The organism is Chromobacterium sp. W521 (assembly GCF_052805975.1).
This window is the reverse complement of record NZ_JBRBAF010000003.1, coordinates 92,434-106,608: the sequence shown is the minus strand read 5'-3', so window position 1 is coordinate 106,608 and position 14,175 is coordinate 92,434. Positions and strand designations below refer to the sequence as shown.

General features: G+C 61.8%; 11 protein-coding genes and 1 pseudogene. 6 read left to right on the top strand and 6 right to left on the bottom strand.

Annotated features, from left to right (window positions below):
* Positions 1-26 precede the first annotated feature (26 nt).
* Complete coding sequence (locus ACUXV1_RS05165; RefSeq protein WP_081556186.1) at positions 27-662, top strand: LysE family translocator; 636 nt, start codon at positions 27-29, stop codon at positions 660-662.
* A 220-nt stretch (positions 663-882) separates the two neighbouring features.
* On the opposite strand, the gene ACUXV1_RS05160 is transcribed toward ACUXV1_RS05165, so the two are convergent.
* From ACUXV1_RS05160 to ACUXV1_RS05140, 5 genes are all read right to left on the bottom strand, one after another.
* Complete coding sequence (locus tag ACUXV1_RS05160) at positions 883-1,086, bottom strand: DUF2788 domain-containing protein (RefSeq protein WP_019099892.1); 204 nt, start codon at positions 1,084-1,086, stop codon at positions 883-885.
* Positions 1,087-1,212: 126 nt separating this feature from the next.
* Positions 1,213-2,097 (bottom strand): DMT family transporter, encoded by an 885-nt coding sequence (locus ACUXV1_RS05155; protein WP_337883085.1) that lies wholly within the window; start codon positions 2,095-2,097, stop codon positions 1,213-1,215.
* A gap of 58 nt (positions 2,098-2,155) precedes the next feature.
* The gene (locus tag ACUXV1_RS05150) at positions 2,156-3,382 is read right to left on the bottom strand and encodes an argininosuccinate synthase (RefSeq protein ID WP_081556203.1); all 1,227 of its coding nucleotides are present in this window, start codon (positions 3,380-3,382) and stop codon (positions 2,156-2,158) included.
* A 97-nt stretch (positions 3,383-3,479) separates the two neighbouring features.
* Entirely contained in the window at positions 3,480-4,403 is a 924-nt protein-coding gene (argF, locus tag ACUXV1_RS05145) for an ornithine carbamoyltransferase (RefSeq protein ID WP_043641563.1), read from the bottom strand.
* A gap of 192 nt (positions 4,404-4,595) precedes the next feature.
* On the bottom strand, positions 4,596-6,554 hold the full coding sequence (locus ACUXV1_RS05140; RefSeq protein WP_039755757.1) for an aminotransferase class I/II-fold pyridoxal phosphate-dependent enzyme: 1,959 nt from the start codon (positions 6,552-6,554) through the stop codon (positions 4,596-4,598).
* 215 nt (positions 6,555-6,769) lie between these two features.
* Here ACUXV1_RS05140 and dinG point away from each other — a divergent pair, with 215 nt between their 5' ends.
* The 3 genes and pseudogenes from dinG (at position 6,770) to ACUXV1_RS05125 (ending at position 10,696) form a co-directional block, all read left to right on the top strand.
* Complete coding sequence (gene dinG / locus ACUXV1_RS05135; protein WP_446014973.1) at positions 6,770-8,896, top strand: ATP-dependent DNA helicase DinG; 2,127 nt, start codon at positions 6,770-6,772, stop codon at positions 8,894-8,896.
* Between the two features lie 126 nt (positions 8,897-9,022).
* Positions 9,023-9,307 (top strand): annotated as a pseudogene (locus ACUXV1_RS05130) (DUF3579 domain-containing protein); the annotation flags it as partial.
* Between the two features lie 207 nt (positions 9,308-9,514).
* A complete protein-coding gene (locus ACUXV1_RS05125) occupies positions 9,515-10,696 on the top strand; it encodes a porin (RefSeq protein WP_231138179.1) in 1,182 nt (393 codons plus the stop codon).
* A 52-nt stretch (positions 10,697-10,748) separates the two neighbouring features.
* Here ACUXV1_RS05125 and ACUXV1_RS05120 read toward each other — a convergent pair whose 3' ends face one another.
* The gene (locus ACUXV1_RS05120; RefSeq protein ID WP_043641561.1) at positions 10,749-11,633 is read right to left on the bottom strand and encodes a LysR family transcriptional regulator; all 885 of its coding nucleotides are present in this window, start codon (positions 11,631-11,633) and stop codon (positions 10,749-10,751) included.
* Positions 11,634-11,793: 160 nt separating this feature from the next.
* Here ACUXV1_RS05120 and ACUXV1_RS05115 point away from each other — a divergent pair, with 160 nt between their 5' ends.
* Positions 11,794-12,438 carry an NAD(P)-dependent oxidoreductase gene (locus tag ACUXV1_RS05115; protein ID WP_043641560.1) on the top strand — a complete coding sequence of 215 codons (645 nt, stop codon included), beginning with the start codon at positions 11,794-11,796 and terminating at the stop codon, positions 12,436-12,438.
* Positions 12,439-12,767: 329 nt separating this feature from the next.
* Positions 12,768-14,168 carry an L-serine ammonia-lyase gene (locus ACUXV1_RS05110; protein ID WP_446014970.1) on the top strand — a complete coding sequence of 467 codons (1,401 nt, stop codon included), beginning with the start codon at positions 12,768-12,770 and terminating at the stop codon, positions 14,166-14,168.
* Positions 14,169-14,175 lie beyond the last annotated feature (7 nt).

The following is a 14,175-nucleotide window of genomic DNA, read 5'->3' as shown; positions in this document are numbered from 1 at the left end:
GACACGAACCACCGCCAGAGAAGCCCATGCTCGTCACCCCGGAACAATTGCTCGCCTTCACCGCCGCCGCCATGCTGATCACGCTGTCGCCGGGCCCGGACAATCTGATGGTGCTGAGCCAGGGCATTGCCCGCGGCCGCCGCCAAGGCGTGGCTTTCGGCCTGGGCTGCGCGCTGGGCTGCCTGAACCACACGGTGCTGGCCGCGCTTGGCGTCAGCGCGCTGATCGCCGCCTCGCCGCTGGCCTTCACCCTGCTGAAGTTTGCCGGCGGCGGCTACTTGATCTATCTGGGCTGGCAGGCCCTGCGCAGCCCCGGCGCCCACTTCCGGGCCTCCGCCAATCAGGACGCCACACCCTTGACCGCCACCTTCCGCAAAGGCCTGATCGCCAATGCGATCAACCCCAAGGTGGTGTTGTTCTTCCTCGCCTTCCTGCCACAATTCGTCAACCCGGCTCAAGGCCCTGCCGGGCTGCAAATCGCCGTGCTCGGCCTGGTCTTCACGCTGCAAGGCGCGTTGATTTTCGGCTGCCTCGGCTATTTCTCCGGCGCCATCGGCCAATGGCTGGCCAAGAGCCGCCGCGCCAGTCAGTGGCTGGACCGCGCCGCCGGCAGCGTATTCATTCTGCTGGGCTTGAAGCTGATTCTGGGCCGCGGCCACTAGAAGCCAGGGGGTTCTCCGGATGCCATAAAAAAGCCGGCAAGCCTGCTTGCCGGCTGTTCGCGGTATCGCGAGCCTTAGAACGTGTTTACGATCTCGCGAGCAAGGGCGAGACAAGGCGAAAACGGCTGAGAAAGCGGAATGCATAGATGGTACATGAGCATTTCGAAGTGGTACTCACCGTGCCAAGTTTCACGAAGCGCAGCAGATCGTGAACAGGTTCTTACTTCTGGATCAGAAACTCCACCAGCACGTTCTTGAACAGGAAGCCGGACACGCCGAAACCCAGCACCAGAAACAGGATGAACATGCCCATCTTGCCGGCCTGAGCCTTCTTGCCCAGGTCCCAGATGATGAAGCCCATGAAAATGATCAGGCCGCCCAAGCACACGATCATCGAGATATTGGTGAATTGTTCTTCCGACACTTGTTGTCCTTTGCGTCCACAGCCGATAACGAGCCGGCGGAGGCTTTGAATCTCAGCTCCGCCTAACCGTAATAAGATACTCGCCATCGCCCGCTGGCTCAATGCCCGCTCAATGCCCGCGCACGGTTATCGACGCCAGCGCAGCCGCTGCAACACAAGGGCGACGCCCAGCGCGGCCAACAACATGCCGCCCACCGCCAACGCGCTCAGCTGTTCATCAAACAGCCACCATGCCTGCACCGCAGCCAGGCCCGGCGTCAGATAAAAGTAACTGGCCACCTTGCTGACTTCGCCGTCCTTCAGCATCCGCATCAGTAGCAGGATGGCCAGCACAGACAGCGCCAACACGCTCCAGCCCAAGGCCAGCGCTAGCTGCGCGTTCCAATGGATGGCCGCGCCGCGTTCCAGGCTCAGGGCCAACGCGCCGGTGATCAGGAAGGCCGCCAGGTATTGATGGAAGGCGCCGGTCAGCGGATGCACACCCTGGCCAAAACGCTTCTGGTAAAGGGTGCCGGCGGTGATTGCGCACAAGGCCAGCGCTGTCAGCCACAGACCCGGATTGGCGCCTAGCTGCAAGCCTTTGCCTCCCAACACCACCAGCAGCGCGCCGCCAAAGCCTATCGCCAGACCAAGCCACTGCATCCGGCTCAGCCGCTGCTCGCCCATCAACCAGCTCAACACCGCGGTCAGTATTGGTTGCAGGCCGACGATGAGCGCGGTGATGCCGGCCGGCACCGCCAGCTTGATGCCGGCGAAGCTGGCACCCAGATAGAGGCCGTGCAGCATGGCGCCACATGCCCATTGGTGCTTGGCCGCTGCCAGACCGGGCCAGGCGGGACGGAAGCAGGCGATCAGCGCGCCGAAGCACAGCAGGGTCAGCCCCATCCGTATCGCCAAAAAGGTGAACGGGCCGATGAAAGGCAGGCCTAACTTGGCGCCGATGAAGCCGGTACTCCACAACAGCACAAAGACCCAGGGAATCCAGGCGTTGGATCGACTATTGGTTTCCATATCGAGTTTTCATTAAAAAAAGCCCCCAGCGGGGGCTTTTCGGACCAAGCGCGGAGCTTTAGCCGCGTTTCAGTTTGGCGTTGCCGGCAATCCGCATCCGCAGCGCGTTCAGGCGGATGAAGCCTGCCGCATCGGCGTGGTTGTAGGCGCCACCGTCTTCATCGAAGGTGGCGATGGTGGGATCGAACAAGGAATCGGTCTTGGATTCGCGGCCCACCACGATCACATTGCCCTTATATAGTTTCAGCCGCACCCAGCCGTTGACCGTGGCCTGGGAGGCGTCGATCATGCCTTGCAGCATCTGACGCTCCGGGCTCCACCAGTAGCCGGTGTAGACCAGCTGGGCGTACTTGGGCATCAATTCGTCCTTCAGATGCGCCACTTCGCGGTCCAAAGTGATGGACTCGATCGCGCGGTGCGCCTTGAGCATGATGCTGCCGCCCGGAGTTTCGTAGCAACCGCGCGACTTCATGCCCACGTAACGATTTTCCACGATGTCGAGCCGGCCGATGCCGTGCTTGCCGCCCAGGCGGTTCAGCTCGGTCAGCACCTGGGCCGGGCTCATCGCCACCCCGTTGATGGCGGTGATGTCGCCCTTTTCATAGCTGAGCTCGATGTATTCGGCCTGATCCGGAGCGTTCTCCGGGCTCACCGTCCACAGCCACATATCTTCTTCCGGCTCCGCCGCCGGATCTTCCAGCACCGTGCCTTCGTAGGAGATGTGCAGCAAGTTGGCGTCCATCGAGTACGGGCTGCCGCCGCCCTTCTTCTTGCTGATGTCGATGCCGTGGGTTTCGGCGTAAGTCAGCAGTTTTTCGCGCGAGAGCAAGTCCCATTCGCGCCACGGCGCGATCACCTTGACGTCCGGCTTCAGCGCGTAATAACCCAGTTCGAAACGCACTTGGTCATTGCCCTTGCCGGTGGCGCCGTGCGACACCGCATCGGCACCCACCTGATTGGCGATCTCAATCTGGCGCTTGGCGATCAGCGGCCGCGCAATCGAAGTGCCCAGCAGGTATTCGCCTTCGTAGATGGCGTTGGCGCGGAACATCGGGAACACGAAGTCACGGACGAACTCCTCGCGCAGATCGTCGATGAAGATGTTTTCCGGCTTGATGCCCAGCGACACCGCCTTTTTACGCGCCGGCTCCACCTCTTCGCCCTGGCCGATGTCGGCGGTGAAAGTCACCACCTCGCACTGATAGGTGTCTTGCAGCCACTTGAGAATCACCGAAGTATCCAGACCGCCGGAGTACGCCAATACCACTTTCTTGATGTCAGACATTTTGTATTCTTTCAAATCCATTGATTACCGGATTCGGCCCGCGCTGCGCGGTCTCGCCGAATCGTTCGAACGGCGGGCGCTCGCCCGCATCATGAGTTCAGTCGTAACGCTGGCCCAGCAGCAGGAACTCGATCAGCGCCTTCTGCACGTGCATGCGGTTTTCCGCCTCGTCCCAAACCACGCTCTGCGGCCCGTCTATCACCGCCGCGGCCACTTCCTCGCCGCGATGCGCCGGCAAACAGTGCATGAACAACGCGTCCGGCTTGGCCAGCTTCATCAGCTCCGGCGTCACCTGATAGTCGCGGAAGGCCTCCAGGCGCGCCTCTTTCTCCGCCTCGAAACCCATGCTGGTGAACACATCGGTGGTCACCAAATCCGCGCCGGACGCCGCGTGGCTGGCGCTATGGCTGGGTTCGAAATGCTCGGGGCCGTAGTGCTGACCATCCAAAGCCTTGAGTTCGAAGCCCACCGGCGTGGCCACCTTGAGTTTGAAACCCAGGATTTTGGCCGCCTGCAGCCAAGTGCGGCAGACATTGTTGCCGTCGCCTATCCAGGCCACGGTTTTTCCCTTTATCGAGCCGCGCTGCTCGATGAAGGTAAAAATGTCAGCCAGGATCTGGCACGGGTGGTACTCGTTGGTCAGGCCATTGATCACCGGCACCTTGGAGTGCGCGGCCAGACGCTGCACCAGCGCCTGCTCGTAGGTGCGGATCATGATGATGTCGCTCATCCGGGACAGCACGCGGGCGGTATCCTCGATGGGCTCGCCGCGGCCCATCTGCGAGCTTTGCGAGTCCAGGAACATCGCGTGGCCGCCCAGTTGCGCCATGCCCGCCTCGAAAGACACGCGGGTACGGGTGGAATTCTTCTCGAACACCATGGACATCACCTTGCCGACGAGCGGCTGGTACAACTGGCCGTCGCTACGTCGTCGCTTCAGGACCTTGCTGCGCTCAAAGAGGTGGCGATATTCCTCGTGGGTCAGGTCGCTGAATTGCAGGTAATGCCTAGGGGACGTCATGGTGCTCCATTTCAAAAAAAAAGCCACCGCGCGTTCGACACCGTTTCAGTGTCCTTCATGCGCGATGGCACATTACTACACGCTGGTCTCAAGTCATTCACAGGCGTCGCAAACATGTCTACGCAAAGCGCATGATTTACATAATTGCGACAAGAGTTATATTTATCGGAAATCAGCCTGTCTGACAAGCATTCATTTGAACAAGGCGCGTCCCGGCAGTTGCGCCAGCTCCCCTTCTTTGAGCACCCGCAGCAAAAACTCCCCGCCGTCTTCGGCCAAACCGTGCATTTCTATGGATTTCTGGGTTTTTTGCAGTCGCGCCAAATAGGCGAGGATGGTGTCGTCTATCACCTGACCGGGCACCAACACCGGAATGCCGGGAGGATACGGCACAATCTGGTCGCAGCAGACGCGCCCAACCAGCGCCGCGTTGGGACGGCCGTCGTCGTCCAGCAGCGGCAGTCGCTCGCCGGCCTCGTAGAAAGCGTCGCGCGGCAAGCTGGCCAGCCGGGAAAACCGCGGTATCTCCGGCATCCGCCCCAGCGGCCGCGGCGGGCGCTTTTCCTTGGCCAGGCGCAGCATCGCGTCATATAGCCGCGATACCTTGCTGCGGGTGGTGCCCAGGGTCAGCAGCAGCGTGATGGTGCTGAACGTGGATTTCTCCACTTGGATGTTGTAGCGCTCGAACAGCGCCTGCTGCAGCTCGTCGGCCGTGAAGCCGGACTGAGTGATGTCCACGGTCAGCTTGGTGGGGTCCAGTTGGATGCCGTCCTCGCGCACCTCCTCCGGCAACAAATCCGACAGCTCCAGCACCCGGAAGGCGCCGGTGGAGTTGATCTTGTCGCGCAACTCCTGCGCCAGCTTCAGCGTGCGATCCAGCAGCCGGTAACCTTCCATCACCGCCTGCTTGCGCGCCACGTCCAGGCTGGCGATCAGGTTGTACTGCGGGCTGGTTGACGCATGCATATTGAAGTTTTCCCGGAACAGGTGGGCGTCGAAGCCGGGATCGTTGACGTGAATCATGCTGGCCTGTGAGAACGCGGACAGCACCTTATGCGTACTCTGGGTCACATAGTCGGCTCCGGATTCCAGCGCCGTAGGCCGAAACGCCGGATGAAAGCGGGCGAAGCCGTACCAGGCTTCGTCGACGATGACCTTGATACCCTGCTCGTGCGCGGCCTCGATGATGGGCTTCAGGTCGTAGCGCAGGCCGTCGTAGGTGCAGGAAGTCAGAATCAGCACCCTCGCGTCGGGATTGGCGTCGATGGCGGCGAAGATGGTTTCCTTGGGCACCGGGCCGAAAATGCCGAACTGCTTGTTGATGGAGGAATCCAGATACACCGGCAGCGCGCCGGACAGGATCACGCCGTGGTGCACCGATTTGTGACAGTTTCGGTCCAACAGCAACTTGTCGCCGGGCGCCAGCAGTGTCTGAAAGATCACCTTGTTGGAGGTGGAGGTGCCGTTAGTGGCGAAGTAAGTGCGCTTGGCGCCGAAGGCCTTGGCCGCCAGCATCTGCGCCTCCTCGATCACGCCGGTCGGGTGCAGCAGCGAATCCAGCATCGGCACCGACACCGACAGATCGGCGCGCAGCATGCTTTCACCGACGAAATCATGAAAATCGCCCACCCAGGGGCTGCCTTTCAAGGAATCGCCGCCGGAATGCCCGGGCGTGTGCCAGGAATCCTTGGCCATGCGCACGTATTGCTTGAGTTTGTCGTAGAACGGCGTCGCCGACTTCTCCGCCAGCTCCGCGGACAGAATGCGAAACCAGCCGTGAAAATCCAGCTCGTCGCGATAGAAATAACCGTCCACCGCGTGGCTGGCCAAGTCCTCCACCAACGCGCGCTCGTCATCGTCGAACAACAAAACGTAGAGTGAAATTTCCGGACGGAAGGCGCTGATGCGGTTGGCCAATTGGGCCGCCGGCTGGCTGACGCCCTTTTCCTGCAACTGCTTGTCCACCAGCACGACCTGAACGTCGCCATCGCGGGCGATCAAATCCAGCGCGTCCTGACTGCGCGCAACGCCGACGAAGGTCAGACCGTAAGGGTTTTCCAGCCGGACCGCGGCGGCGCCCAGTCCGGCCAGCACATCGGCCTGCCATTTGGCGTCGTCGCTGACCACCAGCACTCGGCTAACGGGTGTCATGATTGGGTTTCTCCTGTTGATGTTGCTTTGCGCTGTTATTAATGGATTTGTCTGCCTAAGTCGCTCGCGCAATTTCGCTTGTTTTTATATTTGCCTATCCTATCCACATCCGTGCGTCGGCGTCATTTTGCAGTCGCACATCAGGGTTTCCCCATATTCAACGCAAGCTCGGCGCGGCCAGACAAGGCCGCCCCCCTTGCGGTACAATCGCCGCCATGCTGACCCCTGCTGAAAAAGACGCCATTCGCGACCATTACCGGACCATAGCCGACAACCTGCCGGGCTTTCGCCCGCGCGCCGCGCAACGCCGCATGCTGGCGGAAATCGCCAACGCCCTGTCGCGCAGCAAGGATAAGGAAGGCGACGACTGGCCGGAACGCGCCGGCGAAAGCATCACCGTAATCGAAGGCCCCACCGGGGTTGGCAAAAGCCTGGCCTATCTGCTGGCCGGGGGCGTGATGGCCAAATCCCGCGCCAAAAAACTGGTGGTCACCAGCGCCACCGTCGCCTTGCAGGAACAGCTGGTCAACCGCGACCTGCCCTTCGTCGTCGAGAACAGCGGCCTGCCGCTCACCTTCGCGCTGGCCAAGGGCCGCGGCCGCTACCTGTGCCCGCAACGCATCTACGCGCTAACCGCTGAAAACGCCCAGGGCCAGCTGTTGGACCTGGACCCGACGCTGGCGCTGTGGGACCGCAAGCCGGAGGCCGGCGAAATCGAAACCCTGCGCCAGCTGGCCGACGCCTTCTACTACCGCCGCTGGAACGGCGACCGCGACGCCTGGGACAGCGTGATAGACGACAGTTTGTGGTCCCGCGTCACCAACGACCGCCACGGCTGCCTCAAGGCCGCCTGTCCGAACCGGCCGGAATGCCCGTTCTACCTGGCGCGCGACGTGCTGGAAAACGTGGACGTGGTGGTGGCCAATCACGACCTGATGTTGGCCGACGTGTCCATGGGCGGCGGCGTGATCCTGCCCGCGCCGGAAGAAAGTTACTACTGTATCGACGAGGCGCACCACCTGGCCAAAAAGGCGGTCAACCAGTTTTCCGCCGAACACTCCTTGGCTCAAGCCATGTCCTGGCTGGACAAAGTGGCCGCCGCCGCCATCCGCGTGGAAGCGCTGACCAACAAGGTGGACATCGTCAGTCAGGCGATTGAAGCCGCCAGCGCCTGCAGCGAAACCTTGACCGAATGGCTGTGGCTGCTGGAAGGCGAAGACGCGCTGGCCGCCTCCAGCGACAATCTGGAACCCACCTGGCTGATAGAAGACGGCGTGCTCCCGGAACGCTTCCAGGGCCCCACCGCCAATATGGCCACCTCGGCGCGCTCCCTGTTCAAGCAACTGAGCCAGCTCACCGACGCGCTGGGCGAAGCGCGCAAGGACAAGGGCGGCGAGGCGGCGCAAGTCGACAAGACCGCTTCCGACCTAGGCTTTCTCACCGCGCGCGCCGAGCAGTTGCTGGCGGTGTGGGAGTTGTTCGAGAAGGAAACCGAGCCCACCAGCCCGCCCATCGCCAAATGGATCACCCGCCGCGCCGAAGGCAAGGGGGACTACCTGTTCTCCGCATCGCCTGTCAGCGCCGCCGCCAGCCTGGCCGCCAACCTGTGGCGCCGCGCCGCCGGCGCCATCCTGACTTCGGCCACGCTGCGTTCGCTAGGCGAATTCGAACTGCTGCTGTCGCAAACCGGCCTCAAGTGGATGCCGGAAGTCAGCTGTGTGGCGCTGGATTCCCCGTTCAACTTCGGAGAACAGGGCGAGCTTTATCTGCCCCCCATGCTGGCCAGCCCCAAGGACGCCGGCGGTCATACCCGCGAAATCGTCGAATGGCTGCCCAAACTGATCGACCTCAAGGAGCCGGTCGGCACCCTGGTGCTGTTCTCTTCCCGCAAACAAATGCAAGACGTCGCCGCCGGCCTGCCGGCCGCGCTGCGCGAGCGGCTGCTGATTCAGGGCGAAATCCCCAAGAGCCTGCTGATCGAACAACACCATCAACGACTGAAACAGAGCGAGCCCAGCGTGATTTTCGGCCTGGACTCCTTCTCCGAAGGGCTGGACCTGCCCGGCGAAAGCTGCGTGCACGTGATTATTGCCAAGCTGCCGTTCGCCATGCCGGACGACCCGGTGGGCAAAACCCTGTCTCGCTGGATAGAGAAGCGCGGCGGCAACCCCTTCATCGAACTGACGGTGCCGGAAGCCTCGATCAAGCTGGTGCAGGCCGTCGGCCGCCTGATTCGCACCGAGCGCGATTACGGCCGCGTCACCATTTTGGACAACCGGCTGCAAAAACAAAGCTACGGCAAGCGGCTGCTCGCCTCGCTGCCGCCATTCAAGCGCATCTGATTTTCGGGTAAAATACTAAATATTCAGCAACAAACAAAACGCCTGAACATAAAACGCCAAGCGCAAATCGCTTAGCAGACGATAAAAAACAGGCTAAACCAAAAGCAAACACTCCGGTCCACCGCCATGATCTGCAATCCATACGAAATAGTCATCCAGGGCATCACTTCCGAAGGGCGCACCTTTCGCCCCAGCGACTGGGCCGAACGCCTGGCCGGCATCCTAGCCTCCTTCGACGATCAAAAGCTGCACTACCACGCCCATGTCCGCCCGATGATGCTGGATGGCGTGCGCTGTGTGGCGGTGGATAAGAAACTGGAAAAAATCAGCCCCCAGGTGTTTTGCTTTCTAATGGATTTCGCCAAGGACAACGACCTGCGCATCGTCGATTGCCGCACCCTGCTGGACGAGGTCTACCCGAACCAATTCTTGGCGTAATTACAACACCACACCTGTCCGATTTATCTTTAAGCAACAGATTAGCAACATCCACGTCATATTTTGTGGCTAAACTAAGACAAGTGTTGTGGCGACACCGCAGTTTGGTTTGTTAAGAAACCTTGCGCGACATGGAGCCGACACCCGGATTAATTAAAGCAAAACAGACTTGGAGTATTCATGATGCAAAAGAAAAATCTGGCAGCTCTGGTTGCCGCGATGTTCGCCTTGCCCGTTGTCGCCCACGCTGACGTGACCATCTACGGTTTCCTGAGCGGCGGCATCGAATCGTCCAAAGCCACCGGCTCCGGCGGTTCCGAGTACAGCAGCCGCACCCGCATCGTCGACCACAACTCCCGCATCGGCTTCAAGGGTTTTGAAGACATCGGCGGCGGCACCAAGGCAATCTGGCAGGTGGAAAACAGCCTGCGCAACTTCGAACAAGGCGGCACCAACGACAAGGGACAAACCGCGTCCTTCGCCACCCGCAACTCCTTCATCGGCATCGACAACGGCGACTTCGGCCGCGTACTGCTGGGCCAACACGACTCCGCTTACAAGATGTTCACCGGCAGCGGCAACAGCGCGCTGGGTACCGACCTGCTGGTCAACACCACCGCCGACAACTTCGGCAGCAGCTCGGTCAACAGCCGCGGCGAAGCCCGCTTGGCCAACTCGGTTCACTACTTCTCCCCGAGCTGGGCCGGCTTCAAGCTGGGCGCGTCCTGGGGCGTGGATGAAAACCGCGTGTCCGGCAACGACTCCAAGCGCATCTCCCTGGGCTTGGGCTACACCTGGCAAGGCCTGAACCTGGCCGCTGGCTGGGATCGCCAGTACGATACGGCGGTGAAAGCCAACACCAACTCCTACAACACCTCCAGCAGCAACAGCCCGGCGGTGTTGTCGCTGAACTCCGGCAAGAACGTCACCTTCTACAGCCTGGCAGCCAGCTACAAGTTCGACTTCGGCACCTTCGTCGGCGGCAACTACGAATGGGGCACCTTCGACCAAGTCGGCGGTGGTCAGCTGAAGCAGGACAACTGGCTGATCGCGTTGGGCCAGGACTTTGGCGCAGCTTCGCTCAAGCTGTCCTACGGCCAGCTGGGCACCTTGAAAAATGTCGGCGCCGGCGTCAACGGCGACGATTTCAAGGCCAAGCAATGGACTCTGGGCGGCACTTACAATCTGTCCAAAACCACCCAAGTGCTGGCTTACTACACCAAGATCAGCAACAACGCCAAAGCCAAGGCCAACTTCGCCAACAACCCGGTATACGATACCGGTTTGGGCACCAGCGATGCGGCTCTGACCGCCGGCAACGACCCGCAAGCCTTCGGCGTGGGCTTCAAGATCGCTTTCTGATCCTGAACAACTTGCGTTCCAATCACGCCGCCGGCATTGCCGGCGGCGTTTTTCATTTGCACAGGCTGGCGCGCAACGCCTCAATCGCATAGCGTACTTTCGCAGGCTGGATGTCGCGGCGCGGCGTCACCGCGTAGATCGCCAGCGGCGGCAGGCTCCACTCCGGCAATACCCGCAGCAGACGACCGTCGGCCAACTCTTGCCGTATCTCGGGTTCCGGCTGCACCGCCACGCCCATGCCGGCCAGCACGAACTGGCGTGCGGCGACGATGTTGTTACTGACCAGCCTCGCGTCCGGCTCGAGGGTAAAGCGGCTTCCATCCGCATGCTCGAACGCCAACCAACCCAGTTTGCGATCCGATAAAGCCACCCATTGCAACGAGGACAATTGCTCCGGCCGCGTGATCGCCGGCTGGCGGGCAAGATAAGCCGGCGACGCGCACAGCACATTGGGCCAGTCCGCCAGATGGCGCGCCACCAGGCTGGAGTCCTTGAGCACCCCGGCGCGCAGCGCCAGATCGATGCGGTTGTCCACCAGATCTATCATCTCATCGTGGAAAAACAGCCGCAGCTTCAGACCCGAGTGCGCGCTCAATAAAGGCGTCAGCGCCTCGCTCAATAAGGCGCCGGCAAAGCCTGTGGGCGCGGCGATGCGCAGCTCGCCCACCGGCGCGTCTCGCAGCTCCAGCAGCCGCTGCTCGGCCAGCTGCGCCGCCGCCAGCATGTCGGCGCAGCCCTGATAGAACAGGCTGCCCGCCTCGGTCAACGTCAACTTGCGGGTAGTCCGGTGCAGCAGACTGACGCCATGCTGCTGCTCCAGCTTGCTGATATGCTGGCTCACCGCCGATGGCGTCATGCCCAGCTCGCGGGCCGCGCCGTTCATCGACCCCTTATCCACCACCATGGCGAAAACCGCCATGCGTCGTAATGCATCCATTTATTAAGCCCAACTAAACTATCAATGCCATTTTTGCTGGATTATCGCCCTATAATCAAGCTGCTATTCTGAACGCCATCAAACTTCATTATGTTTGGGGCCCTCGTAAAACCATTACGTCAGGGTTTTCGGCCCCCTGTTTATCGCGAAAAGGAATCCCATGAAAATCGCACTGATCGGCGCCAGCGGCTTTGTCGGCTCGGCCATCCTGCAAGAACTGCTGTCCCGCAACCATCAAGTCAGCGCCATCGTCAGCAATCTGTCCAAACTGCCGCAACACCCGCAGTTGAGCGGCGTCGCCGCTGACGCCTACCAAGCCGGCCAGATCGCCGCCGCCGTAGCCGGCCACGACGCCGTGGTCAGCGCCTTCAACCCCGGCTGGGACAAGGCCGATATCCAGGCGCTGGCGGTGAAGGGCCACGACGCCATCGTCGCCGGCGTCAAGCAAGCCGGCGTCAAGCGCTTCCTGGAAGTGGGCGGCGCCGGCAGCCTGGAAGTGGCGCCCGGCGTGCAACTGGTAGACACTCCGGAATTTCCGGCGGAATGGAAAGAAGGCGCGCTGGGCGTGCGCGAAGCATTGCGTCGCCTGCGCGAGGAAAGCACGCTGGACTGGACCTTCGTCTCGCCGCCGGCCTTCCTCCATCCCGGCGAGCGCACCGGCAAATACCGGCTGGGCGGCGATCAATTGCTGTTCAACGGCGACAAGCCGGCTGACATCAGCGTGGAAGACCTGGCCGTGGCCATCGTCGACGAGCTGGAAAAACCACAGCATCTGCGCCGCCGCTTCACCGCCGCCGCAGTCTAAACCCCAAGCCCGGCTCGCCCGGGCTTTTTCATGCCCCGCCCCCTCCTCGCCTTGCGCAAAGGGCCTCCCGCCCGCCCGGCCCATGCCGTCCGAATGCGAAGCGGTTTCAACTCGCCGAACCCCCAACGCAACTTAGTCCTGACTCTATAATTCTAAATTGACAGCGGCCTCCAGCTTGTCTAGATTGCCCGGCTGCCGCAAGATGGCGGTGCGCAGGCACGCCCGGCGCCCCAGCCATGTGAAACCATGACAACGACAATAATAAGGACGGCCCAGGCCATCCTCACAACAACCCGGTTACCGGGACACAGCCCTTAAAGAGAAGCATTATGGCCATCAGTGTTTTTGATTTGTTCAAGATAGGCATCGGCCCATCCAGCTCCCACACAGTTGGACCGATGCGCGCCGCGCGCCAATTCATCGCCCGGCTGGAAAAAGACGAGTTGCTCACACAAACCGCCAGTGTGCGCGCCGAAATGTTCGGCTCGCTGGGCGCGACCGGCAAGGGCCACGGCACCGACGTTGCGGTGTTGCTGGGCCTGCAGGGCGAGCAACCCGACCTGGTAGACACCGACGCGGTGGACGGCATGCTGGCCGCCATTCGCGCAAGCAAGGCCATCGCGCTGCTGGGCAAGCACACCGTGCCCTTCGTCGAGGGCGAGCACCTGATCCTGCACAAGAAGAAAACCCTGCCTTACCACCCCAACGGCATGATTTTCGAAGCCTTCGACGCCGCCGGCGCCAGCCTGTCCAAGCGCGCTTATTATTCTGTGGGCGGCGGCTTCGTGGTCGACGAGGCCGCCATCGACGCCGGCTTTACCCCGCCGGGGGTCACCGAGCTCAAGCACCCGTTCAAGAGCGCGGCGGAATTGCTGGCCTTGTGCCAGCGCCACAGCAAATCCATCAGCCAGATCATGCTGGAGAACGAGCTGGCCTGGCGCAGCGAGGAACAAGTGCGCGCCGAGCTGCTGAAAATCTGGCAAGTGATGCAGGACTGCGTCAAGCGCGGCTGCGAGCGCGAAGGCATCCTGCCCGGCGGCATGAAAGTCAAACGCCGCGCCGCCGACATGCACCGCAAACTGCTGGCCTCGCCGGAAGCAGCGCTGCGCGACCCGCTGACGGTCATGGACTGGGTCAATCTGTACGCGCTGGCGGTCAATGAGGAAAACGCAGGCGGCGGCCGCGTGGTGACCGCGCCCACCAACGGCGCGGCCGGCATCATCCCGGCGGTGATGCACTATTACGCCCGCTTCGTGCCCGGCGCCAGCGACGACGGCATCGTGCGTTTCCTGCTCACCGCCGGCGCCATCGGCGTGCTCTTCAAACTCAACGCCTCCATCTCCGGCGCCGAAGTAGGCTGCCAAGGCGAGGTGGGCTCGGCCTGCTCGATGGCCGCCGGCGCCTTGGCCGAAGTGCTGGGCGGCACCCCGGAACAGGTGGAAAACGCCGCCGAGATTGGCATGGAACACAATCTGGGTCTGACCTGCGACCCGGTGGGCGGCCTGGTGCAAGTGCCCTGCATCGAGCGCAACGCGATGGCCTCGGTCAAGGCCATCAACGCGGCGCGCATGGCGCTGCGCGGCGACGGCCAGCATTTCGTGTCGCTGGACCGGGTTATCAAGACCATGCGCGACACCGGCATGGATATGAGCACCAAGTACAAGGAAACCGCTCGCGGCGGCCTGGCCATCAACGTCATCGAAGTGCCGGTGAATATTGTTGAGTGCTGAGCCGCTG